Genomic DNA, 23,640 nt, shown 5'->3' with positions numbered 1-23,640 from the left:
CGCACAGAAGGCGACGCACCTGTCCTGGGGCGTCGCCTGCACCTGTCTACACCCTGCTGGATGACGGAGGGGTAGACCAATGTCCGCCATGGCGCATGCCGAGGCGGCTGCGTTGTGGAGACCCCACAAAAAGCGACCCGCGCCACACCGCGGGGGCCGCATTTCTCGCGAGGACTCTCACAAAGCACGCTGCGCAGCTTACGGCGGCGACGGGTGGGGAAACATCCGGTGACGCGGAAGTACGGGCCCCTGTTCGCGGGCCCGCGGCAGGGGTCAGGAAGCCAGCAGGACGTCCGGGCCGAGGACCTGGCCCAGCTCACGCCGTTCCGCTTCCGAGAGGGGAACGGCCGCGACGCTGCACCGGCCGTCCGGGCCGGGGGCCGTCGTGATGGCCAGCACCGGCTGCCCGTCGATCTCGCGCAAGGTCACCCGGCCGCCGCAGGAGAGGTCGACGCTGATGCCCGGGCGGTCGCGATGCCTGCCCAGCCAGCGGCCGACGAAGTCGAACGTCATCGCGGTCTCCCCTCGGTACGCACTCCCCGTGAAGCACAGGTGTCCCTGGTTGATGCCCCGGATACACCGGGTTTACACCCGATGGTGGAGAAAAGTCCGCCATGATGGCCTGATGAAGCTGGGGCAACTGGCCGCCACCGCGCGGGAGCTGTTCACCGCCAAGCTGGTCTACGGCGATCCGGTGGAGCGCGACGGGGTCGTCGTCATCCCGGCCGCCGCGGTGTTCGGTGGCGGCGGTGGGGGCGCGGACGACACGGCCGCGCTGCCCGTCCGGGAAGGGGCCGGGTTCGGGGTCTTCGCCCGGCCCGCCGGTGCGTTCGTCGTCCGCCGCGACGCCGTGACCTGGGTGCCCGCCGTCGACCGGACCCGGCTGGGGCTCGCCGCGGCCGTCACCGTCGTCGCGCTCGCCAAGATCCTTTCGCGGCGCTGACGCCGGAAGTTCACCGCCGGTTCGCGCCCGCGTTCGTGTAGCTCACTTAGCGTCGGGGCGTCTTTCGATGCGGAGGTACGCATGAGTACTGGGGACTTCAGCCGGCGCACGCTGCTGCGCGCGAGCGGGGTGGCGGCCGCAGCGGGACTGCTTCCGGGCGTCGCGTTCGCCGACCAGCCGGGCGGCACCGGCAGCCAGACCCGGACCGTGACCGGCACGCTGAAGCCGGACGTCCCGGACTGGTACTACCTGCCCGTCGACGTCCCGCGCGGGGTGCGGCAGATCGACGTCGTCTACTCCTACGACAAGCCGTCGGTGCCCGCCGGGACCCGCGGGAACGCCTGCGACATCGGGATGTTCGGGCCGGAAGGCCACGACCTCGGCAACGCGCGCGGCTTCCGCGGCTGGTCGGGCGGCTTCCGCGACCGGTTCTCGATCAGCGCGTCCGAAGCCACGCCGGGCTACCTCGCCGGGCCGATCAAGCCGGGCCGCTGGCACGTCATCCTCGGGCCGTACACGGTCGCGCCGCAGGGCCTGAACTACCAGGTGGACATCACGCTGACGTTCGGGGCGGACGCGGCGCCGTTCGTGCCGAAGCCGGCGCCGGAGTTCGCGCCCGCCCGCGAGCGCGGCCGGGCCTGGTACCGCGGCGACGGGCACCTGCACACCGTCCACTCCGACGGCCGCCGCACCCCGGACCAGCTGGTCGCCGACGCGCGCGCCGCCGGGCTGGACTTCATCGTCTCCACCGACCACAACACGTCCAGCTCGCAGCTCGTCTGGGGCGACTACGCCACCGACGACCTGCTGATCCTCAACGGCGAGGAGGTGACGACGCGGTCCGGGCACTGGCCCGCGATCGGCCTGCCCGCCGGCACGTGGATCGACTGGCGCTACCGCGCGGCCGACCCGCGGGACTTCCGCCGCTTCACCGACCAGGTGCACCGCGCGGGCGGCCTGGTCACCGCGGCGCACCCGTTCGCCAACTGCTTCGGCTGCACCTACGAGTTCGCGTACGAGATCGCCGACCTGGTCGAGGTCTGGAACGGCCCGTGGACCCAGGACGACGAGGCGAGCGTGATCCACTGGGACGGGCTTCTCCGCGGCGGCCGGTTCATCCCGGCGATCGGCGACTCCGACGCGCACAACCCGGACCAGCGCGTCGCTTTGCCGCACACGGTCGTCCTCGCCGACCGCTTGAGCCGAAAGGAGCTCCTCGAAGGGCTGAAGGCGGGCCGGTCGTGGCTGGCCGAGTCGTCGGCGGTCCAGCTGGACTTCACGGCGTCGGGCGGCGGCCGCACGGCGGGCATCGGCGACCGGCTGCCGGCGGGTACGGGCACGCCGGTGACGGTGCGCGCGGTGGTGGGCGGCGTCCCGGGCACGACGGTGACGTTCCTCGACCAGCTCGGCCCGGAGCACGTGGAGACGATCGGCGACGGCGGCGCGGCGACGGTCACGTGGACGACCTACCCGAGGTACTCGCGGTGGGTGCGGGTGGAGGTCCGTCGCCCGTCCGGAGGGCCGAACACCACCCAGCCGAACGCGATGGTGGCGATGTCGAACCCGATCTTCCTCGGCACGGACCACTGACGCACGCTCTGCCCGGCCGACAACCTTCACCGAACCTCCACACCTCGCGCCGCGTCCTTTGGCAGACTGGTGCGAACGGGTGAAAGCGGGGCAGGGTGCGCGGATGTGGTCTGAAGGTGGCGATCTTCCTGGGGGCGGTCGTCGTGCTGACCGCGGGGATCGTCGTGGTGGTCGTGCTGACGCGCAGCCCGGTGCGGACGCCGGGCTGCACCGTGGCCCTGCCCGGGCAGACGTCGTACACCTTCACGCCCGAGCAGATGGACAGCGCCGCGACGATCGCCGGCGTCGGGACGAAGCTCGGCCTCCCGCCGCACGCCGCCACGGTCGCGCTGGCCACCGCGCTGCAGGAGTCCAAGCTGCGCAACCTCGAAGGCGGTGACCGCGACTCGGTCGGGCTGTTCCAGCAGCGGCCCAGCCAGGGCTGGGGCACGGTGGCCCAGCTGCGCGACCCGGTCTACGCGGCGACGGCGTTCTACGAGAAGCTCGAGAAGCTGCCGGGCTGGGAGACGCTGCCGATCACCGAGGCGGCCCAGGAGATCCAGCGCTCGGGCGTCCCGGACGCGTACGCGCAGTGGGAACCGCAGGCGCGCGCCATGGCGGCGGCGTTCACCGGCCAGTTCCCGGCCGCGATGACGTGCCGGAACCTGACCCTGGCGGCCCCGGCCGACCTGGCTTCCTCGGCGACGGACGAGCTGGGCACGGCCCGCTTGAGCGGCGCCCACCCGGCGGCGCAGGGGTGGGCGTACGCGAGCTGGCTGGTCGGCCGCGCGGAAGCGCTGGGCGTCGACAAGGTGAGCTTCGCCGGCCAGACGTGGACGGCGGAGTCCGGGGCCTGGACCCAGGACTCCGCCGCCGGCCCGAACCTCTCGCTGCACCAGGCCGCGGCGGCGGCCCAGCCCAGCGAGTAGTGCCACTTTCCCTACGAAAGTGATCCGGAGTACGCGCTCCGGGTCACTTTCACGTGAAAGTGACCCGGAGTGGGCACTCCGGGTAGCTTTCACGTGAAAGCTCCGCCTTGGGTTAGGGGACGAGGATCGCGCGGCCTCGGATGCGGCCCGCGTCGAGGTCGTCGAGTGCCGACTGGAACTCTTCCAGCCGGTAGCGGGCCGTGTGCAGCTTCACCCGGCCCTGGGCCGCCAGCACCATCAGCTCGCACAGGTCGTTGTACGACCCCACCAGGTTGCCGATCAGGTTGATCTCCGTCGAGATGATGTCGATCGTCGGGACGTCGATGTTCTCGCCGTAGCCGACGACGTGGTAGTCGCCCGCCCGCCGCAGCATCGCGATCCCGTCGCGCGTCGCCCCGCCCTCGCCGACGAAGTCGAGCACCGCTTCCGCGCCGTGGCCGCCCGTCAGTTCGAGCACCTGCGAAATCTGCGAGCCGTCGCCGACGACGCCGTGGTCCGCGCCGATCGACACCGCCAGCTTCACCGCGTCCGGGTTGCGGTCGACGACGATCAGCTCCGCCGCCGAGATCGCCTTCAGCACCTGGATCCCGATGTGCCCGAGCCCGCCCGCGCCGATGACGACGCACTTGTCGCCCGGACGCAGGCGCCGCGCCGCCTTCGCCGCCGCGTGGTACGCCGTCAGTCCCGCGTCCGCCAGCGCCGCGACGTCCGCCGGCTCCAGGGCGTCGTCGATCTTGACGACGCTGCGAGCCGACGTCTTCAGGTACTCCGCGTACCCGCCCGCGGTGTCGATGCCGGGGAACTGCGACTGCTCGCAGTGGACGTCGTCGCCGAAGCGGCACGCCCGGCACAGCCCGCACGTGATCAGCGGGTGCACGATCACCTTGTCGCCCTCGGCGACGTTCGTGACGGCGCTGCCGACCGCGTGCACCCAGCCCGCGTTCTCGTGCCCGATCGTGTAGGGCAGCGTGACGCCGGACTTCTCCTTCCACTGCCCTTCCAGGATGTGCAGATCGGTGCGGCAGACGCCGGCGCCGCCGATCCGGACGACCACGTCGTACGGCCCGGTCACCTCCGGCGCAGGGACCTCGGTCATCCGCAACGGCGAGTCGTACCCGACGACCTGGACCGCTTTCATGCTGAAACCTCCACAGTGGACTCGGGGTAGCGGGTGCGGAGCAGGCCGCGGCAGAAGTGCGAATTGCCTTCGATGGAAATGCGGACCGAGCGGGCGAACCGCAGCCGCAACGGGATTTCCTCGCGGGGGAACGGGGTCCCCTCGTGGTCGACCAGTACGGGCGACGCCGGGGCGGAAGGCAGCCCGAGAGCCTCGCGACGCCGCAGCAAAGCCGCCGACGCGGGCACGTCCGGCAGGTCCGCGAGGGTGACGCCGTGCAGGTCGACGCCCTCGTCGGCGCGCAGCAGGACCGTCAACGCGCGTTCCATCGCGGCCTGGTGGGCCTTGCGGCGGAAGGTTTCCCGCAGCTCTTCGAGGTCCTGGTCGGCTTCGTGACCGAACGTCCCGCGGTAACCCGCGTCCGCGGCGAGACCGGCGTTGATGAGGTCCGAGTCGTGGTGGTCGTCCAGCTCCACCACGACTTCGGTCGTCCACGGCAGCGCCGTCAGCACGTCCTTGGCGTCCGACGCCATGAGGTAGGCGAAGTTCGGCGCGCAGAACGACGTCGGAAGTCGCAAGTGGACGGTCACCCGCCCGCCGTCGACGTCGAGGGACTTGACGAAGCCGAGGTCGGTGATGGGCTCGTCGAGCTCGGGGTCGAGTACCGCGTCCAGCGCGGTGTAGGCGTCCACGTCAGGCCACCGACACGGCCTGGGTCTCGATCGGCGCGAGCTGCAGCTCGGAAGGGACCGGGATGTCGTACATCGCCGCCGCGTTGAGGCCGAGGATCTTCTTCTTCTGGTCCACGGTCAGCGGCGCGTACTCGGGCATGTCCTCCGGGATCTGGAAGTCGACGAACCGCTCGATCAGCCAGCGCGGCGTCCAGAGCGCGTAGTCGCTGGAGAACTGGATGCGGTCCTCGTCCAGCCAGTACAGCAGCTCGCCGATGATCTGCGCGAAGTACCGTGGCCGCGTGTGGATGAACGGGATGGCGACCGCGAGTCCCGCGTGGACGTTCGGCTCCTGCGTCGCGATCCAGCAGAAGTCCTCCAGCCGGGGCAGGCCGCAGTGCTCGACGACGAAGTTGAGGTCGGTGAAGTCGGTCGCGGCGTGGTCGACGTCGGCGACGTCGAAGGCGTCGCGGTCGAGGGGCCGGATCGTCGGTCCTTTGTGGACGTGGATGTTCTTGATCCCGAGTTCCTGGCAGGCCTCGAAGTACTTGTACGTCCACTTGTCGTCGAGCTTGTAGCCGCGCGAGTCGCCCTGCCACTCGGCCGTGTAGAGCTTGACGCCCTTGAGGTTGAACCGCTCCGCGTCACGGCGAAGCTGGTCGATGCCGGCCTGCTCGAAGCGCGGGTCGAAGAAGTGGTTGTACGTCAGCTTTCCTTCGTGCTTCTGCGTAAGCGCGAACGCTTCTTCGGTCTGCCCGAAACCGTTTTCGTAGAACGCGCCGAGGTGCGCGGGCTGGAAGATCGCGTGGTCGACGTACCCGTTCTCGAACAGGTCGCGCATCAGCCGCTCGCCGCCCTGGTAGAGGTAGTCCTCGTAGGGCCAGACCTCGGACTCGGGGCTGAGGTTGCGGTGGTAGTCGTAGAAGCAGTCGATGAACTGCTTGCCGTGGATGTTGCGCTGGTTCTCCGGGCGCGCGTCCCACAGCGCCACGTGGGCGTCCACGATGAAGTACGTCTCGCCGTCCTTGGTGTACATGCGGTCCTCCACTGTCGGCTCGGTGCAGGCGACGCTAGGGACGTCCGGGCTGGTCAGGGACCCGTCGGGTGTCTCGATATGAGACAGCTCGAGCCGCCGTCACCCGGCGGGCGAACGTAGGGTGGGGGAGTCCGACGCAACGGCGCGTCCCGGGAGGTCGAGGTGGAGCACCCGCAGGTGCAGGTCATGCGGTCGTTCGACGCGGCCCGGCTGCGGGCGTCGTGGCAGCGCAGCGAGCGCTACGGCGTCCCCGAGGACGAGGTCCTGCCGGTGTTCTCGGGCGCGGTCGACACCGGGTCGCTGCTCTACGAGTGCGGCACCGAGGTGCTGCGCGGCCTGCAGGCGACGCTGGCCAACGAGCCGATCAGCCTGATGATCACCGACAGCGAGGGCCTGGTGCTGAGCCGGCTGTGCACGGACGCGTCCATCAACCGGTCGCTGGACCGCGTGCACTTGGCGCCGGGGTTCTACTTCGCGGAGAGCAACGCGGGCACCAACGGCCTCGGGCTGGCGCTCGCCGACCGGGCGCCGTCGCTGGTCCGGGCGAGTGAGCACTACTGCACCGACCTGCGCGGGTACACGTGCGCGGCGGTGCCGGTGCTCGACCCGCTGACCGGGTCGCTGGCCGGCAGCGTCAACCTGACCACCTGGTCTGAGCAGTCGTCGGAGCTGCTGCTGGCGCTCGCGCAGGCCGCGGCGGGCAACACGGCGGCGCTGATGTTGGCCCGCGCGTCCGGCCGCACCGCCCGGCCGACCCCGCGCGGCGAGGTCTTCCGCGTGTACGCCGACCGTGTCGACCCCGGCGACCTGCCGCGGCTGTCACCCGCCTGGACCAGCGCGGTCGGTGCGGCGCAGACGGCGTTCGGGGCGGGGCAGGTGGTCGCGGTCGTCGGCGAGCCGGGTGCGGGCAAGACGGCGCTGGCGTCGCTGGCGCGGCGGCAGCTGCGACCGCGCGAGCGGGTGCTGAACGCGCGCCCGCCGGCGCCGGACGACGTCGACACGTGGCTGACGCTGTGGACGCCGGAGCTGGCCAAGGACGGCACGTGCGTGATCGTGTCCGGCGTCGAGGCCCTGCCGGCGTGGGCGGCGGAGGAACTGGCGCGGCGGTTCGCCGAGGTCCGCGGGGACGTGCCGCCGTTCGTGTTGACGGCCGCGGACGCCGGTTCACTGCCCGCGGCGCTGCGGCCGCTGGTCGACCGGGTGGTCGAGGTCCCGGCGCTGCGGTTCCGGCCGGACGACGTCTTGCCGCTGGCCCACCACTTCGCCCGCCGCGACCGCGGCCGCGAAGTCACGTTCACTTCGGCGGCTTCGCGCGCGTTGGCGGCTTACGACTGGCCGGAGAACGCGAAGCAGCTACGGCGGGTTGTGCGCGAAGCGGCTTCGCGGTCTGGGGTGGTCGATGTGGGGCATCTGCCGGCGGAGGTGTTCAGTGCGGTGGGACACCGGTTGAGCCGGTTGCAGGCGTTGGAGAGGGACGAGATCGTGCGCTGCCTGTCCGAGCCGGGGGCGACGGTGGTGCAGGCGGCGGAGAAGCTCGGCATGGGCCGGGCGACGCTGTACCGGAAGATGGCGCAGTACGGCCTCAACGCGCGAAAGCTGAAGTCTTAGGCGGGGCCGCGGCGGCCGGTGAGGTGGGCGGCGCGGGCGAGGCGCGGCATGGGATGGCGCGCGGGATTGGCGGCGCTGCGGGCGATCGTCCGGCGGCCGGTGGCTGAGCAGCGTGGGTTGGCGGGCGCCGGCGGGGTGGGCGGCGTGGGTTGGCGCGCTGCGGGTGATCGCTTGGCGGCCGGTGGTGGGCCGCGCGGGGTTGGCGGGCGCCGGCGGGGTGGGCGGCGTGGGTTGGCGCGCTGCGGGTGATCGCTTGGCGGCCGGTGGGTGGGCCGCGCGGGGTTGGCGGGCGCCGGCGGGGTGGGCGGCGTGGGTTGGCGCGGGCGGCGTGCTTCGGGTGCGCGGGTCAGCGCGCGGGATTGGCGGCGCTGCGGGCGATCGCTCGGCGGCCGGTGGCTGAGCGGTGTGGGTTGGCCGGCGCCGGCGGGGTGGGCGGCGTGGGTTGGCGCGCTGCGGGTGATCGCCCGGCGGCCGGTGGGTGGGCCGCGCGGGATCAGCGGGCGCCGGCGGTTGGGCAGCGTGGGTTGGGCGCGGGCGGCGTGCTTCGGGTGCGCGGGTCAGCGCGCGGCGGCCGTGGTGCCGGCCGTGGACCGAGCCGCCTGGGCCCAGCGGACCGCCGTGCCCATCGCCACCCCCGCGGCCAGGAACACCGCGCCCAGCAGGAGCCACCCCGGCAGGCCCCACCCGATCACCACCGTGCTCAGCAGTACCGGCCCCACCGCGCGCGCCACCGACACCCCCGTGCCGAAGAACCCCTGGTACTGCCCCTGCCGGTCCGCCGGGGCCAGCGCGAAGCCGATCTCCCACGTGCCCGCCGACTGCAGCATCTCGCCGAACACCTGGACCACCGCGCCCGCCACCAGCACCGCGAACGCCGTCCACGGCGACGTTCCGGCCGCCGCCAGCGCGAACGCCACGCACGACGCCAGCAGCAGCACCCCCGACCGGCGGACCATCCGCGCCGCCGCGCCGATGCTCGCCAGCCGTCCCGCCACGCGGACCTGCAGCAGCACCACCACGACCGTGTTGAGCACGAACAGTGCGGACACCGTCCAGCCCGGCGCGGCGGTCCGCTCGACGATCCACAGCGGGATCGCGACGCTCAGCAACGGCATCCGCAACAGCAGCACCGCGTTCAGCACCGTCACCACCGCGTACGGCCGGTCGCGCAGCACGGCCCATTTCGGCTCGCCCGCCCGCGGGGCCGACGCCGCCACCGGCGGGAGCTTGACCATGAGCACCGCCGTCACGATGAAAGCCGCGGCGTCGAGCGCGAAGACCGTGACGTACGCCGACTTCGTGTCGGCCGAGAGGGCGAGCCCGCCCAGTCCGGCGCCGACGGCGAGCCCCGCGTTGCCCGCCGACTGCAGCTGCGCCCGGATGCGCGTCCGGCGTTCCGGGTCGGCGAGCGCGGCCAGCAGGGCTTGGCGGACGGCGGCCAGGCCGGTCTGGCAGCTGCCGTAGAGGCACGCGGCCAGCACGAACAGCAGCGGCGAGCGGACGAACGGGAACACCAGGATCGACGCGCTCGTCGCCAGCGCCAGCAGGATCGCGCAGCCTCGGGCGCCGTGGCGGTCGGCGAGGTGGCCGAGCGGCACGCCCGCGACCGAGCCGACCGCCCAGCCGAGCGTCAGGCCCAGCCCGACCTGCGCCGGCGTCAGCCCGGCGACCCGTGTGAAGAACAGGACCGAGCAGGTCAGGAAGGCGCCGTCGCCGAGCGAGCCGGCCAGCTGGGCGGCGGCGAGCAGCCGCGCGGGGCGGTCCTGGGTCAGCGTCATGGATCTACCGTAGATCGCCACTTGGCCCGATCCCAGATCCAATTCTCTGGAATCGGATTGGGCCAATGTAGGGTCGCCGGATGGACTTCCACGTCAGCCTGGCCGGGCGCGGGGACCTGTCCGTCCGGATCTACCGGCAGCTTCGGGACGCCGTGCTGGACGGCCGGCTGCGGGCAGGGGAGCGGCTGCCGCCGACGCGGGAGCTGGCGCGGCGCCTGGCCGTCTCGCGCAACACCGTCGCGGTCGCCTACGACCGGCTGACCGCCGACGGCTTCCTCACCGGCCGCGTCGGCGCCGGGACGTACGTCAGCGGTTCGCTGCCCGCGCCCAAGCCGCGCAAGGCGCCTTCGCCGCACGGGCCGCGGCCGAAGGCGATCTGGAACTCGCTGCCGCCGCCGGCCGCCGCGGTGGCGGAGACGCCGGAGTTCGACTTCCGCGTCGGCGTGCCCGACGCGTCGCTGTTCCCCCTCGAAACCTGGCGACGGCTGCTCGGCCGGGAACTGCGGGCGAGCGTCGCGCACTACGCCGACCCGGGCGGCCACGCGGGGCTGCGCGCGGCGATCGCCCGGCACGTCGGCGTCTCCCGCTCGGTGCGCGCCGACGCGGACGACGTGCTCGTCACGCAGGGCGCGCAGCAGGCCCTCGACCTGCTGTGCCGCGTGCTGCTCTCGCCGGGCGACCGCGTCGCCGTCGAAGAACCCGGCTACCGGCAGGCGAGGCTGCTGTTCGCCTCGCACGGCGCCGAAGTCGTCGGCGTGCCGGTGGACGGCGAAGGCCTCGACGTCGACGCGCTGCCGTCGCGGACGAAGCTGGTGTACGTCACGCCGTCGCACCAGTTCCCGCTCGGCACGCCGATGTCCCTGGCTCGCCGCACGGCGCTGCTGGCGTGGGCCGGGCGGGCGGACGCGGTCGTCGTCGAGGACGACTACGACAGCGAGTTCCGGTTCTCCGACCGGCCCCTCGAACCGTTGCAGAGCCTGGACCGCGGTGGGCGCGTCGCGTACGTCGGGTCGTTCTCGAAGACGCTGCTTCCCCTGCTGCGCCTGGGTTTCCTGGTGGCACCCGCGTCGTTGCGCGACGCCTTGCGGACCGCGCGTCAGCTTTCGGACTGGCACGGCGACGTCCCGGCCCAGGCGGCGCTGGCCCGATTCGTCGACGAGGGGTTGTTCGCCCGCCACATCCGCCGCGCGACGAAGGTGTACGCGGAGCGCCACGAGCGTCTGGTGTCCACAGTGGACCGGCTGTTCGCGGGCCGGCTCCGGGTGGTGCCGTCGGCGGCGGGGCTGCACGTGTGCGCGCTGGCCGACGTCGACTTGGAGCCGATCGCCGCGCGGGCGTGGAACGCGGGGGTGGCGGTGCAGACGCTTTCCGACCTGTGCGGCGGGTCGCCGTCACCGGGACTGGTACTGGGCTACGGCTCGATCCCGGTCGAGAGGATCGGCGACGGGCTAGCGGCGCTGGACCGGGCCTGGGCCTCGACGTAGTGGTCGGCCCGGCGGCGCGCGGCGATGAGCAGCCCGCCCGCCGACGTCGCCACCGCGGTGGCCAGGACGAGGAGCCAGCCGTGGCGGAAGTCCGTCAGGTCCGGCGTTCCGGCGAAGATCGCCACCAGGACCGCCGTTCCCAGGACCGTGCCGATCTGGCGCGTCGTGTTGACCATCGACGAGCCCGCGCCCCAGCGAGCCGGGGGCAGGACCGTGCCGACCACGCCGGACAGGCTCGGCAGGATCAGGCCGACCCCGATGCCCGTGAGGAGCTGGCCGGGCAGCATCGAAGCGGCGTAGTCGGGCGTCGAACCCATGCGCAGCAACCAGATCAGCGTGCCGGCGCCGAACGAGACGCCGCCGAGGGCGACCAGCAGGCCCGGGCCGAAGCGGTGCACGAACCGGCCGCCGAGGATCGACACCGGCACGACCATCAGCGGTCCCGGGGCCAGTGACAGGCCGGCCACCAGGATCGAGTCGTGCCAGACCGACGTCAGGAACAGGACGTTGCCGAACAGCATCGCGGCGAACCCGGCCGCGAACACGCCGGTCGTGACGCAGGCCAGCCACAGCGTCGGGACGCGCAGGGCGGGCAGGTCCAGCACCGGCACCGCGTGCCGCGCCGAGCGCAGCGGCACCCAGGCCAGCGCGACGACCGCGATCGCGAAGGCGAGCAGGACGGGCCCCGCCGTCCAGCCGCGGTCGGGTGCTTCGACGAGCGCGTAGGCGAGGGCGCCGACGCCGGCGAGCAGGCCGGCCGCGCCGAGCAGGTCCGGGACGCCGGTGGTGGTGTCCCGCGTCTCGCGCAGCACGCGCGGGCCGGCGAGCAGCGTCAGCGCGCAGATCGGCAGGTTCACCAGGAACACCCAGCGCCAGGAAGCCTCGACGAGCAGCCCGCCGACGGGCGGCCCGAGCGCGGCGGCCGCGGCGCCGACGGACGCCCACACACCGACCGCCATCGGCCGCCGGTGCGCGGGGAACGCGGTGAGCAGCAGGGCCAGCGACGTCGGCATGACGAGCGCGGCGCCGACGGCCTGCACCGCGCGGAAGGCGACGAGCAGGGGGATGGACGGCGCGGCGGCGCAGGCGGCGGAGGCGAGCGTGAAGACGGCGACGCCGAGCAGGAAGAGCCGCTTCCGGCCGTACCGGTCGGCGAGCCGCCCGGCGGGCGCGAGGCAGGCGGCGAACAGGACGGTGTAGCCGTTGAGGACCCAGGAGAGCGTGGCGAGGTCGTCGCCGGCGAAGGCGGCCCGGATGCCGGGGAAGGCGATGGTGACGATGAACGTGTCGAGGCTGGCGAGGAACGCCGCCGTCGAGACGACCAGCAGCACGAGGCCGGGCTTCGGCGCGGTGGTGGTCATGGTCCTCCTAGGTTTGAAAAAGCAACCTAGTCGGCAGGGGTGGGTTTCAACAAGAGACTGAGCTGTTCGGAGCGAGGTAGGTCACGTGGAGGCGGGGAGGGGTGCGAGGTGGAGGGGCTCGAGGGGCTCGGGTGGCCGGGTGTCCCGGGGCCGGGGTGGGCGGTGCTCGGCCGGAGGTGCCGCGAATGACGCATTCGGGACCTCCGGCGCCGCGAATGCGCCATTCGCGGCACTTCGTGGGCCTGGGGGCGGGGGGTACCGAGGCGGCCGCGCTGCGCGAGGCGGAAGTGATCAGGAGCCGTTGCTGGGCGGGCGGACCAGCCCGGCGGTCGCGTTCAAGCGAGGCGGAAGTGGGCCAGGAACCCTTGCCGGGCGGGCGGACCAGCCCGGCGGCCACGCTCGCGCGAGTGGGCTGCCCCTCCACGCTCGGCCGGCTGCCGCACGCCGGTGCCGAGAGTCGGCGACCGCGCTGGGCCGAACTGCCGCGAATGACGCATTCGGGACCTCCGGCGCCGCGAATGCGACTTTCGCGGCGTTCCAGGGGCGGCTCAAGCGGCCGCGGCCCGCTCCTCCGCCCGCGCCTTGATCGCCGCCAATGTGTGCTCGATCGACCGCACGTTGTACCCCGGCCGATCCGCCCGCCCCGTCACCCGCGGCCCCATGAACTTCCGGACCACCCAGCTGCCGATCCGGTACCAGTTCTCCTCGACCCGGCAGCCGGCCGCCGTCGGGGTCAGCACGTACTCCCACCTCGACACCCGCGATCCGATCGGCGTCCGCACGTCGAACGCGAACCGGTGCCGCTCCTCGAACGCCACCACCCGCACCCGCGTCCACCACTGGAGGTCGCCGTTGCGGTTGCGGCCGCGGAACCGGGCTCCGAGCCCGGGCTCGTCCAGCCACTCGCCGCCGATGTTCTCCGGGCTCAGCTCGCCCATGCGGGGCAGGTCGGTGACCCACGACCACACCGTGCCCGCGTCGGCCGGGACGTCGATGGCGCGCGAAATCGTCGGTTCCACGACCCGACGGTGACAGTGCCCCTGCCGGCCCGGCAAGGGGTTCCCGCGGACTCCGCAGCGGAGGAGAGTCGGCGGTGAAAAAACTCCCGCGCGGAACCGGGTTGCCGACCGCGGGTTCTGGGTATCTCGCGCGCGGAGGAGTGTCCCTACACGGAGGGTGCGGTGGTCAGCGTGATCCCGATCGAGGTCGTGGGCATGGCCGTCCCGGTGCCCGGCGAAGCGCCGCTGATGCTGCTGCGGGAACCGGACGGGGCCCGCCGCTGGCTGGCGATCATGATCGGGTACGGCGAGGCCGAGGCCCTCGTGCGGGCGCGCGAGCAGATCGCGCAGCCGCGCCCGGGGACCATCGAGCTGCTCGGGGACGTGCTCGCCGCGTTCGGCCAGGGCGTCGCCGCGGTCGAGCTCACCGAGGTGCGGGACGGGATCTTCTACGCCGATCTCGTGCTCGCTTCCGGCACGCGCGTGTCGGCCCGGCCGAGCGACGCCGTCGCGCTCGGCCTGCGCCAGGGCGCGCCGATCAGCGTCGCCGAAGAGGTGCTCGACGTCGCGTCGGTGCAGCTCGAGGTCGAGCAGGAAGCCGAAGGCCCCGCCACCGACGTGCTGGACACCGAGGCCGAGGTCGCCCGGTTCCGCGCCGAACTCGACGGGCTGCGTCCCGAGGACTTCGACCTGTAGCAGAATCGGCTCCCTGGCCGCGGGCGACGGGGGTGCGATGCCGGACTTCGCGACGGACACCGAGCCGCACCGGCGTGAGCTCCTGGTGCACTGCTACCGCATGCTGGGTTCGGTGCACGAGGCCGAGGACCTGGTCCAGGAGACCCTGGTCCGCGCCTGGAAGGCGTGGGACGGCTACGACCCGGCCCGCGCGTCGGTGCGCACCTGGCTCTACCGGATCGCGACCAACGCCTGCCTGACGGCGCTGGAGACCCGGACCCGGCGGCCGCTGCCCTCGGGCCTCGGCCGGCCGAGTGACGACCCGGCCGCGCCGCTGACGCCGTCGTTCGAAATCCCGTGGCTGCACCCGTTCCCGGACGCGCGCCTCGACGACCCCGGCCTGCGCCTCGCCCGGCGCGGCACCCTGCGGCTGGCACTGCTCGCGGCGATGCAGACGCTGCCGCCGAAGCAGCGCGCGGTCCTGATCCTGCGCGACGTCCTGGAGTTCAGTGCGGCGGAGGTGGCCGGCTTCCTGGAGACGACGCCGGCCGCCGTCAACAGCGCCCTGCAACGCGCCCGCGCCGGTCTCGGCGGCCTCACCGCGGACGACGTGCCCGAACCGGACGACCCGGCGGTGGAAGCGATCCTGGACCGCTACGTACGCGCCTTCGAGTCGGCTGACGTCGCGGGCCTGGTCGGGCTGCTGACCGAGGACGTCGTGCTGGAGATGCCGCCGGTGCCGCTGTGGTACCTCGGCCCGGACGGCTACGGCCGGTTCCTGGAGCGGCTGTTCGCGATGCGCGGCCGCGAGTGGCGCATGACGCGGGCGGCGGCGAACGGGCAGCCCGCGCTGGTCGCCTACTGCCGCGACGACACCGGGGTGTTCCGGCTGCACACCCTGCAGGTGTTCACGGTGGCCGGCGCGCGCGTGGCGCGCAACGTGGTCTTCGCCGACCCCGCCGTGCTGGCGTTGTTCGACCTCCCGGCCGTGCTGCCCTGAGTCCACAATAGATTCGACAGGGTTACCTGTTCAGCCTACCCTGTCGATATGACTTCGAAGAAGGCCGAGGCCGTCGCGGCCGCGCAGACCCTGCGCGTGCTCGTCGGCAGGCTGCGGCGGCAGATGATGGACGCGACGGCGGTCGGCGGCCTCACCTCCGCGCAGGCCTCGGCGCTCGCCCGGCTCGCGAAGATGGAGCCGGCCACGGCGAGCGTGCTGGCCGGCGCGGAACGCGTGCGCCCGCAGTCGATGGCCGCGACGGTGGCCGCACTGGAGAAGCTGGGCTTGGTCCGCCGCGAGGACGACCCCGAGGACGGCCGCCGCCAGCTGATCTTCTTCACCCCGGAGGGCCGCGCCTACGGCCAGGGCGCCCGCGCCTCGCGGCAGGAATGGCTGGCCCAGACGCTCGCCGAACGGCTCACCGACGACGAACTGGCCGTGGTCACCGAGGCGCTCGCCCTGCTCGGCCGCGTCGTCGAGCCGTGACCACGCGCGATCGGGCGCGGGACGGGTTCGACCGGAAGCTGCTGGCCCCGCTCGTCTCGGGCGCGGTGCTGAACCCGGTCAACTCGACCATCATCGCGGTCGCGCTGGTGCCGATCGGCGTCGCGTTCGGCGCGCCCGCCTCGGCGACCGCGTGGCTGATCTCCGCGCTGTACCTCGCCACCGCCGTCGGGCAGCCGGTCGCCGGGCGGCTCATCGACCGCTTCGGCCCGCGCCCGGTGTTCCTGCCGGCGACCGCGCTGGTCGGCCTGGCCGGCGTGCTCGGCACCCTCGCCCCGAACCTGGGGTGGCTGATCGCCGCCCGGGTCGTGCTCGGCTTCGGCACGTGCGCCGGCTACCCGGCGGCGATGCGGCTGATCCGCGACGAAAGCGACCGCACCGGCCGCGACAGTCCCGCGTCCGTGCTCACCGTGCTGGCCATCTCCACGCAGACGATCTCGGTGATCGGCCCGGCGCTGGGCGGTCTGCTGATCGGCGTCGGCGGCTGGCGCACGACCTTCGCCCTCAACATCCCCATCGCGCTGGCCGCGTTCGTCCTCGGCGCACGCCGCTTCCCCAGGACACCCAAGCCGGCGGCGAAGGGCTCGTTGGACCTCGACCTGCCCGGCATGGCGCTGTTCGCGGGCTCGCTCGTCGCGGTGCTGCTGTTCCTGATGCACCCCGGCGCGGGGGACTGGTACCTGGCGGTCGTCGCCGTCGCGGGTGCGGCGGGCTTCGCCGTGCGCGAGCTGACCTGCGCCCACCCGTTCATCGACCTGCGGCTGCTCGGCCGCAACGGCCCGCTGCTGCTGACCTACGGGCGCTCGTTGCTGGCCTACGTCGTCGCGTACAGCTTCCTCTACAGCTACACCCAGTGGCTCGAACACGGGCGCGGCCTGTCGGCGGCCGAAGCCGGCCTCGCCACGCTGCCGCTGTTCGCGACCGGGATCCTCGTGTCGCTGGTCAGCGGCCGCCGCGAGCAGGTGCGCGGCAAGCTGGTCGTCGCCGCGCTCGGGCAGCTCGCCGGCTGCGCGCTGCTGCTGACCCTGGACTCCTCCGCCGCCGTCTGGCTGCTCGTCGTGGTCGCGCTCGTGGCCGGGATCCCGCAGGGGCTCAACAGCCTCGCGCTGCAGAACTCCGTGTACCGCCAGGCGAACCCCGCCGACATCGGCGCGTCGGCCGGGCTGCTCCGCACCTCCGGCTACCTCGGCGCGATCGTCTCCTCCGCGCTGCAGGGCGCTTTCTACGGCCCCGCCGCCGAAACCGGCGGGCTGCACGACCTCGCACTGCTGCTGCTCGGCATCGGCGCGGTCTTCCTCGCCGTCACCGTGTTCGACCGTTCGCTCACCAGGAGCACCACCCCGCCCGGGAAGGACGACCCCGATGCTTGACCCGAACCGCACCGCCCTGCTGGTGATGGACTACCAGGAGGGGATCGTCGGGCAGCTGCCCGACACCGGCCCGCTGCTCGACCGCGTCGCGAGCGTGGTCGACGACGTCCGCGCCCGCGGCGGGCACGTCGGCTGGGTGCGCGTCGCGTTCGAAGACGCCGAGTTCGACGCCATCCCCGAGACGAGCATGTTCGCCCCGATCGCCGCGTCGCCCGACCTGCGCGCGGCGATGCACGCGGACGGGCCCGGCACGCGGATCCACGCCCGGCTCGCGCCGGAGCCGGACGACATCCGGGTCCGCAAGACCCGCGTCGGCGCGTTCTCCACCACCGATCTCGGGCCGCAGCTGGAGAAGCGCGGGATCACCACGCTCGTCCTCGCCGGGCTCAGCACGAGCGGCGTCGTGCTGAGCACCGTCCGCGAGGCGATGGACCGCGACTACCGGCTCGTCGTCCTGCGCGACGCCTGCGGCGACCGCGAGCGGGCCACGCACGACTTCCTGACCGGCGGGGTGTTCCCGCGCACCGCCACCGTCGTGGACGTGGCCGGGCTCGGTGCCCTGTGGGACGTCCAGTAGGTTCGCTGCGTGCCCCGTCCGCCCGCGACCGTGCCCGACGAGGTGCTGCGCGTCTCGATCGTGGAGCGGTTGTTTGCCCGCGCGGACGACGAGCGCCCGCTGTTCACCCACCAGGACCACAGCCACGACGCCGAGCACACGGTGACGTGGGCCGAGTTCGCCGCGCGGGTCCGCGTCGTCGCGGGCGGGCTGCGCCGGGTCGCCGAGCCGGGGGAGCGGGTCGCCGTCCTCGCCGGGCAGGAACTCGCCTACCCGCTCGCGTTCTTCGGCGCCCTCGCCGCGGGGCTGGTCGCCGTCCCGCTGATGCCGCCGGGGAACACCGCGCAGGCCGAGCGGCTCGGCGGCGTACTGGCCGACTCCGGAGCGCGGGTGTGGCTGACGTCGTCGGCCGCGGCGGCGCGGGTCCGCGAGTTCGGCGACCCCGGCGAGCTGCTGTTGGTGGACGAGCTGAGCGGGCCGGGCGCCGACCCGGTGCCGGTCGCGCCGGACAGCCCCGCGTACCTGCAGTACACCTCGGGCTCGACGCGGGAGCCGGCCGGCGCGGTGATCCCGCACCGGGCGATCGTCGCGGCCTGCTGGCAGGGCAGCCGGGCCTACGCCGTGGACGAGGGCACGACCTGCGCGGGCTGGATCCCGTTCTTCCACGACATGGGCCTGATCCAGTTGCTGTGCCTGCCCGTCTTCGCCGGCGGCCGCGCGGTGTTCATGGCGCCGGCCGAGTTCGTGCACCGGCCGCGGCGCTGGCTGCGGCAGCTCGCGGACTACCCGGCCGTGTTCACCGCGGCGCCGAACTTCGCCTACGACCTCGCTGTCGAGGCCGGCCCCGAAGAGGGCCTCGACCTGTCGGACGTGCGGGTGGCGCTCAACGGCGCGGAGCCCGTCCGCCCGCGCACGGTGGAGCGCTTTCTCGAGGTATTCGGCCCCTACGGCTTCCGGCGCGCGGCGTACCGGCCGTCGTACGGGCTCGCCGAAGCCACGGTCTACGTCGCGAGCGCGGGGCCGGAAGGGCCGACGGGGGCGGTGTTCGACCGCGAAACGCTCGCGCAGGGCCGGGTCGTCGAAACCGTCGACGGCCAGGAACTGGTGTCCGTCGGCCGCCCGGTCGGGCAGGACGTGCGGATCGTCCACGAAGGACAGGAGCAGCCTGAGGGCCTGGTGGGCGAGATCTGGCTTCGCGGCCCCAACGTGGCCACCGGCTATTGGGGCCGGGGCGACGCGGCCGCGTTCGACGCCACGCTGGACGGCACCGGCGGCTGGCTGCGCACCGGCGACCTCGGCGTCGTGCACCGCGGCGACCTCTACGTCACCGGACGGCTCAAGGACCTCATCGTCGTCGACGGCCGCAACTTCCACCCGCAGGACATCGAGGCCGCGGCCGGCGAGGCCCACCCGGCGGTCCGCCGCGACCGCGTCGCCGCGTTCGGCGTCGCCGACGAGGACGGCGAGGGCGCGGTGGTGGTGGCCGAATGGGCCCGCGGTGCCGACGCCGACCTCAAAGAGGTGACCCGGGCGGTGCTGCGCGCGGTGTCGCGCGAGCACGATCTCACGCTCCGTGCGGTACATCTGGTCCCTTCCGGCGGACTTCCGCGCACATCGAGTGGCAAGGTCGCCCGGTCGGCGGCGAAGGCACGTTATGGTGGCGGCCGTGGGTGATCACCGCGCCGAGGTCACGAAGGTCGTCAGCGACACCTTCCGGCTGGACCCGGCCCTCGTCGAGCCCGACGCACCGCTGGAGGAGCTGGGCATCGACTCGAAGGGCCGGATCAAGCTCCTCGCGGCGCTGGAGGTCTACTACGGCGTGACGATCGACCTGGACCAGCTCGATCGGTTCACCGACGTGGGTTCGGTGGCCGCCGTGCTCGCGGAAGCCCTGGGAACTGGCGGACCTACAGGAGAGGCTCGGAAATGAGCGGCGGGGGGTACACCGCGACGACGGAAGCGTTGTCGACGGCGTCCAAGACCATCGGGGACCTGGCGGAACACCTGCTGGACGACAACCCGGACCTGCAGACGCCACAGGTGACCGCGGAGGGGTTCGGCAAGGCGCACAACGCGCACGCGGCGAAGTACACCGCCGGCGCGCAGGCGCTGTGGGCCGCGGTCTCCGGCTACAGCAGCACGCTCGGCTCCTTCGGCACCAACCTCGGCACCGCCGGGTCGAGCTACAGCGCCAACGAGGACAACCAGGCCGGCGCGATCACGAACGCCGGGGGCTCGCTCTGATGGCCGACGAAAACAAGAAGAAGTGGTCCGACGTCAAGGCGCTGCTGGACGACCCGAGCGTCCCCGCCCAGCAGAAGAGCGCGCTGATCAGCAGCTGGCTGCGGGAAAACCCGCCGCCCCCGCCGTTCCTGTCCGACCAGGAACCGGACGACATCAAGCAGAAGCGGCAGGAAGCCGAAAAGTACGCGAACGCGTACAACGCCAACCCGCTCTTCGCCGGGCAGTCGGTCGACGAGGCCTTCGACAAGGCCAAGCAGAGCGGTGACCAGAACTCCTACAACGAAGACCAGGAAAAGAAGGCCGTCGACGAGGGCAAGACCAAGCTCGACGGCACCCAGCCGCCCGCGGCCGCCGACGGCGGCACCACCACCGGGACGAAGACGTCCGACGAGATCTTCGACGCCGCCGCGCCCGCGCTGAAGCTGTTCGAGACCTTCGGGTCGCTGCTGGCGAAGATCCCGGCCGACTGCCGCGGCAACACGCGCGCGCTCGACCTCGACAAGGACATCCGCGCGCCGTTCGACGAGCAGCGCGGGATCAGCTTCGAGCACTTCGTCCAGGACGCCGCGCACTTCAAGACCGGCTCGGAAACGGTGGACCGGACGCTCGAGGACACCGGCTCGCAGCTGGGCACGCTGTACCAGACGTGGAGCGGCGCGGGTGCGGACGCCGCGTCCGACACGTACAACGACAAGATCCAGCCGAAGGCGGCCAAGCTCGCCCAGACGCTCGGCAACGTCGGCGAAGCGACGAACACCACCGCGACCACGGTGTTCCAGCTGTGCAAGGGCAAGGCCGACGCGGTCATCGGCATGTACACCGACCTGGTCGGCAAGGCCGACTACACGATGGCGCAGAAGGTCGTCGCGGTCGCCAGCGGCGAGCACGGCAACGAACAGGACCTGGCCCAGATCGCGGGCTGGATGGACCTCAACTTCGGCACCAACCTCGTCAAGACGCTCAACGACCAGGGCTGCTGCGACGGCGACGAGATCAAGAAGCACGGCCAGGACCTGGCCAAGCAGTGGATCCAGAACCAGTTCAACCCCGACATGTGGGACCGGCTCTACAAGGGCTTCGAGAAGACCTGCAAGGACACGAAGGACCTCGTCGACCAGGCCTACGACGCGCTCGACAAGGTCATGGGCGCGGTCAAGAACGAGTTCGAGGGCGTTTCGATGCCCGGCGGGTCCGGTACCGGCGGGGCCGGTGGCCCGGGTACCGGTGGCACCGGTGGTGGTGCCGGGGGCGGGGCCGGCGGCGGTTTCGGGACCGGGAACGGGTCTGGGACCGGGACCGGGAGCGGTTCCGGGGCCGGCGGCTTCGGGTCCGGTGAGGGTTCCGGGGCCGGTGGCGGTTCCGGGTCCGGTTCGGGAGCGGGCAGCGGTTCGGGAGCGGGCAGCGGTTCGGGGATCCCCGGCGACGGTTCGGGTACCGGTGGCTCCGGGACCGGCGGTTCGGGCATTCCGGGCGGTGGATCCGGTTCGGGCTCGGGCTCGGGTTCCGGTGGGTCGGGTGCCGGGGGTGGCGGTTCCGTGCCGCCGATCCCGGACACGGACACACCCTCGGGGGCCGGGTCGGCCGGTGGCGGCTCCGGGTCGGCCGGTGGTGGCTCCGGTTCGTCGGGAGACGACCAGGAGGCCGCCGCGGCGGCGGCCAAGCAGAAGGCGGCCGAGGCCGCGGAAGCCGCCAAGCAGCAGGCTTCGGAAGCGTTGAGTTCGCTCGACGGCGGCGGGAGCGGGGGTGCCGGCCTCGGCGGTGGCGAAGGCCTGGGCGGTGGCTCCGGTTCGGGCGGTGGCGAAGGGCTGGGCGGCGGTTCCGGTTCGGGCAGTGGTTCCGGCTCGGGCTCGGGTTCCGATGACACGTCGCCGTCGTCGGTGCCGCCGCCTTCGTCCAGCGGGCAGGACGCCGCGGCCGCGGCCGCCGAAGAGGCCAAGAAGAAGGCCGCCGACGCGTTGAAGGAGTTCAGCGGACCCGGGATCGAGACCGAGTCCGGTGACGGCGCCGGTTTGGGTTCCGGTTCCGGCTCCGGCTCCGGGGGCAGCGGCCTCGGCGGCGAAGGCCTGGGCGGCGGCTCCGGCTCCGGCTCGGGTGGCGGCTCGGGCTCGGGTGGCTCCGGCGACGACGGCAAGGCGGCGGCCGAGCAGGCCGCGGAAGAGGCCAAGCAGAAGGCGGCCGACGCGCTGAAGGAGTTCAGCGGCGAGGGCATCAAGACCGACTCCGGCGAGGGCGCGGGGCTCGGCGACACCGGCGCGGACACCGATGGCGACGGCAAGCCGGACGGCCTCGACACCGATGGCGACGGCAAGCCCGACGGCAAGGACGTCGACGGGGACGGCAAGCCGGACGGCCTCGACACCGATGGCGACGGCAAGCCCGACAGCAAGGACACCGACGGCGACGGCAAGCCCGACGGCCTGCTCGACGAGGACGGCAAGGACGCCGACGGCAAGGACGGCGACGACAACCCCGACACCCTGAAGGTCAAGCAGGGCGACAAGACCTTCGAGATGACCGAACCCGACCACGACGGGAAGATGGACATCAAGGTCGGCGAGGGGACCGACGCCGTCAAGGACTTCAAGCTCGACTGGTCGAAGGACGCCGACGGGCAGAGTCCACAAGGGACGGACGACACGTACTGCCCCGGCCCCGACGGCAAGATCCACATCGAGGACGGCGACCTCAAGATCACCGCCGAGCGGCCGGACGGTCCGGACGGGCCGACCGTCGTCACCGTCGACGACGGCAGCGGCACCCCCACGACCTACACGCTCGGGGAGGACGACAAGCCCTCGGACGTCCTCGGGGACACGCCCGACAAGAAGGTCGACGACCTGCCCTCCCACCGCGGCACGCTCGACGACCTCGGGTCTTCGTCGTCCGACGGCGGTTCGGGAGCGCACCACGGTGGCGGCCCGGACGACAGCGGCGCCGGCGCGCACCACGGCGGCGGCGGAGCGGGGGCCGGGATCGGCGGCGGTTCGCACGGCGGCGCCGGGTTGTCTTCGGCCGGATTCGACTCGCACGCCGGGCTCGGCGATACACCGGTGTCCGGCGGCGCGCACACGGGAGCGGGCGTCGGCGTCGGGCAGGCGCAGCCCGCGGCCGCGTTCGCGCCGGCGGGGGCGTCGGCCGGGACCGGCGGCCAGTCGATGTCCGGGATGCCCGGCATGGGCGCGATGGGCGGGGCCCACGGCGGTGGTGGCGGCGACACCGAGCGGCGCTCGCCCGCGTACCGGATCGAAGGCGCGGTGTTCGACAACCTCGGTGAGCCGGGCCGCCGGATCATCGGCTCCCTGAACGACGACGAAGACCCGCCGACCGCTCGCCGGACCTGGTAGGAGGACCCATGACCGACATCGCCGCGATGAAGGCCGAGCTGGCCGGCCTGGTGCGCGAACAGTCCGAGCGGCGCGCGCTGCGCGAGCAGCGGGGCGAGGAGATCAAGGCCCGGTCGCAGGAGTACATGACCAAGCAGGTCCAGGCGGCCGAGCGGTACGTCCAGCACGTGCGCGAGGTGGCGCAGCGCAAGACGAAGTCGGGCTGGAGCACGGACCGGCAGGGCACGGAACCGCCGTCGGCGTTCGACACGGACGCCTTCGGCGGCGAGCCGGGTGGCGCGTCGCCGTTCGCGCCGTCGGGCCCGCCCCCGTCGGCGTCGCCGGCCCGGGACGAGGCCCCGCGGCGGGGACGCCGTGCCCGGGCGGCGGAGGCCGAGGACGACTTCGACAACAACCCCTGGTGAGCCGGTCGGCCGCGCCGCCGGAAGCCCGCGGCGCGGCCTCGAAGCCGGG

The 23,640-nt window shown here is 73.1% G+C and carries 22 protein-coding genes; 15 read left to right on the top strand and 7 right to left on the bottom strand.

The genetic code is table 11. The features are described 5' to 3' along the window. Positions 1-273: 273 nt before the first annotated feature. Positions 274-513: a hypothetical protein gene (locus ACIQWX_RS25120; protein WP_086684296.1), complete on the bottom strand. Its 240-nt coding sequence runs from the start codon at positions 511-513 to the stop codon at positions 274-276. 112 nt (positions 514-625) lie between these two features. On the opposite strand from ACIQWX_RS25120, the gene ACIQWX_RS25115 reads away from it, so the two are divergent. The 3 genes from ACIQWX_RS25115 (at position 626) to ACIQWX_RS25105 (ending at position 3,441) form a co-directional block, all read left to right on the top strand. Next, entirely contained in the window at positions 626-943 is a 318-nt protein-coding gene (locus ACIQWX_RS25115) for a hypothetical protein (RefSeq protein WP_400875540.1), read from the top strand. A gap of 81 nt (positions 944-1,024) precedes the next feature. Beyond that, positions 1,025-2,533 (top strand): CehA/McbA family metallohydrolase, encoded by a 1,509-nt coding sequence (locus ACIQWX_RS25110; RefSeq protein ID WP_400875537.1) that lies wholly within the window; start codon positions 1,025-1,027, stop codon positions 2,531-2,533. Between the two features lie 122 nt (positions 2,534-2,655). After that, positions 2,656-3,441 (top strand): hypothetical protein, encoded by a 786-nt coding sequence (locus tag ACIQWX_RS25105; protein ID WP_400875905.1) that lies wholly within the window; start codon positions 2,656-2,658, stop codon positions 3,439-3,441. Positions 3,442-3,553: 112 nt separating this feature from the next. Here the strand turns inward: ACIQWX_RS25105 and ACIQWX_RS25100 are convergent, their stop codons facing one another. Genes ACIQWX_RS25100 through ACIQWX_RS25090 form a run of 3 tightly spaced genes read right to left on the bottom strand, consistent with a single transcriptional unit; the run spans position 3,554 to position 6,265 of the window. Then, the gene (locus ACIQWX_RS25100) at positions 3,554-4,579 is read right to left on the bottom strand and encodes an NAD(P)-dependent alcohol dehydrogenase (protein ID WP_400875534.1); all 1,026 of its coding nucleotides are present in this window, start codon (positions 4,577-4,579) and stop codon (positions 3,554-3,556) included. Continuing rightward, the gene (locus tag ACIQWX_RS25095; RefSeq protein WP_400875531.1) at positions 4,576-5,250 is read right to left on the bottom strand and encodes an iron-sulfur cluster assembly protein; all 675 of its coding nucleotides are present in this window, start codon (positions 5,248-5,250) and stop codon (positions 4,576-4,578) included. Before ACIQWX_RS25095 ends, ACIQWX_RS25100 begins: the two co-directional genes overlap by 4 nt. A gap of 1 nt (position 5,251) precedes the next feature. Beyond that, positions 5,252-6,265 carry an amidohydrolase family protein gene (locus tag ACIQWX_RS25090; RefSeq protein WP_400875528.1) on the bottom strand — a complete coding sequence of 338 codons (1,014 nt, stop codon included), beginning with the start codon at positions 6,263-6,265 and terminating at the stop codon, positions 5,252-5,254. Positions 6,266-6,427: 162 nt separating this feature from the next. Here ACIQWX_RS25090 and ACIQWX_RS25085 point away from each other — a divergent pair, with 162 nt between their 5' ends. Beyond that, positions 6,428-7,873, top strand: a complete 1,446-nt coding sequence (locus ACIQWX_RS25085; RefSeq protein WP_400875525.1) for a helix-turn-helix domain-containing protein — start codon at positions 6,428-6,430, stop codon at positions 7,871-7,873. 557 nt (positions 7,874-8,430) lie between these two features. Here the strand turns inward: ACIQWX_RS25085 and ACIQWX_RS25080 are convergent. Further along, positions 8,431-9,651 (bottom strand): MFS transporter, encoded by a 1,221-nt coding sequence (locus ACIQWX_RS25080; protein WP_400875523.1) that lies wholly within the window; start codon positions 9,649-9,651, stop codon positions 8,431-8,433. A gap of 80 nt (positions 9,652-9,731) precedes the next feature. On the opposite strand from ACIQWX_RS25080, the gene ACIQWX_RS25075 reads away from it, so the two are divergent. After that, complete coding sequence (locus ACIQWX_RS25075) at positions 9,732-11,135, top strand: PLP-dependent aminotransferase family protein (protein WP_400875521.1); 1,404 nt, start codon at positions 9,732-9,734, stop codon at positions 11,133-11,135. On the opposite strand, the gene ACIQWX_RS25070 is transcribed toward ACIQWX_RS25075, so the two are convergent. Further along, complete coding sequence (locus tag ACIQWX_RS25070; RefSeq protein ID WP_400875518.1) at positions 11,063-12,496, bottom strand: MFS transporter; 1,434 nt, start codon at positions 12,494-12,496, stop codon at positions 11,063-11,065. The genes ACIQWX_RS25075 and ACIQWX_RS25070 overlap by 73 nt on opposite strands. Before the next feature lie 548 nt (positions 12,497-13,044). After that, entirely contained in the window at positions 13,045-13,515 is a 471-nt protein-coding gene (locus tag ACIQWX_RS25065) for an SRPBCC family protein (protein WP_400875515.1), read from the bottom strand. Between the two features lie 162 nt (positions 13,516-13,677). Between ACIQWX_RS25065 and ACIQWX_RS25060 the strand changes: the two genes are divergently transcribed. From ACIQWX_RS25060 to ACIQWX_RS25015, 10 genes are read left to right on the top strand one after another with little or no spacing between them, the layout of a single operon-like run. Beyond that, entirely contained in the window at positions 13,678-14,190 is a 513-nt protein-coding gene (locus ACIQWX_RS25060; RefSeq protein ID WP_400875512.1) for a bifunctional nuclease family protein, read from the top strand. A 13-nt stretch (positions 14,191-14,203) separates the two neighbouring features. Continuing rightward, positions 14,204-15,169 (top strand): sigma-70 family RNA polymerase sigma factor, encoded by a 966-nt coding sequence (locus ACIQWX_RS25055; protein ID WP_400875903.1) that lies wholly within the window; start codon positions 14,204-14,206, stop codon positions 15,167-15,169. Between the two features lie 48 nt (positions 15,170-15,217). Next, a complete protein-coding gene (locus ACIQWX_RS25050; protein ID WP_400875509.1) occupies positions 15,218-15,655 on the top strand; it encodes a MarR family winged helix-turn-helix transcriptional regulator in 438 nt (145 codons plus the stop codon). Further along, positions 15,652-17,043, top strand: coding sequence for an MFS transporter (locus ACIQWX_RS25045; protein ID WP_400875506.1), 1,392 nt, complete (start codon positions 15,652-15,654; stop codon positions 17,041-17,043). The genes ACIQWX_RS25050 and ACIQWX_RS25045 overlap by 4 nt, the downstream gene beginning before the upstream one ends. Next, positions 17,036-17,620 carry a cysteine hydrolase family protein gene (locus ACIQWX_RS25040; RefSeq protein ID WP_400875503.1) on the top strand — a complete coding sequence of 195 codons (585 nt, stop codon included), beginning with the start codon at positions 17,036-17,038 and terminating at the stop codon, positions 17,618-17,620. Before ACIQWX_RS25045 ends, ACIQWX_RS25040 begins: the two co-directional genes overlap by 8 nt. Positions 17,621-17,629: 9 nt before the next feature. Continuing rightward, on the top strand, positions 17,630-19,273 hold the full coding sequence (locus ACIQWX_RS25035) for a fatty acyl-AMP ligase (protein ID WP_400875500.1): 1,644 nt from the start codon (positions 17,630-17,632) through the stop codon (positions 19,271-19,273). Beyond that, entirely contained in the window at positions 19,266-19,529 is a 264-nt protein-coding gene (locus tag ACIQWX_RS25030) for an acyl carrier protein (RefSeq protein WP_400875497.1), read from the top strand. Before ACIQWX_RS25035 ends, ACIQWX_RS25030 begins: the two co-directional genes overlap by 8 nt. Continuing rightward, on the top strand, positions 19,526-19,843 hold the full coding sequence (locus tag ACIQWX_RS25025; protein ID WP_400875494.1) for a hypothetical protein: 318 nt from the start codon (positions 19,526-19,528) through the stop codon (positions 19,841-19,843). Before ACIQWX_RS25030 ends, ACIQWX_RS25025 begins: the two co-directional genes overlap by 4 nt. Beyond that, positions 19,843-23,187, top strand: a complete 3,345-nt coding sequence (locus ACIQWX_RS25020) for a WXG100 family type VII secretion target (protein WP_400875491.1) — start codon at positions 19,843-19,845, stop codon at positions 23,185-23,187. The genes ACIQWX_RS25025 and ACIQWX_RS25020 overlap by 1 nt, the downstream gene beginning before the upstream one ends. Positions 23,188-23,195: 8 nt before the next feature. Further along, on the top strand, positions 23,196-23,591 hold the full coding sequence (locus tag ACIQWX_RS25015; RefSeq protein WP_400875489.1) for a hypothetical protein: 396 nt from the start codon (positions 23,196-23,198) through the stop codon (positions 23,589-23,591). Positions 23,592-23,640: the final 49 nt, after the last annotated feature.

Origin of the sequence: Amycolatopsis sp. NPDC098790, assembly GCF_044759945.1 — a bacterium.
GTDB lineage: Bacteria > Actinomycetota > Actinomycetes > Mycobacteriales > Pseudonocardiaceae > Amycolatopsis.
The sequence above is the reverse complement of the archived record's forward strand: the minus strand, read 5'-3'. Positions and strand labels throughout refer to the sequence as shown.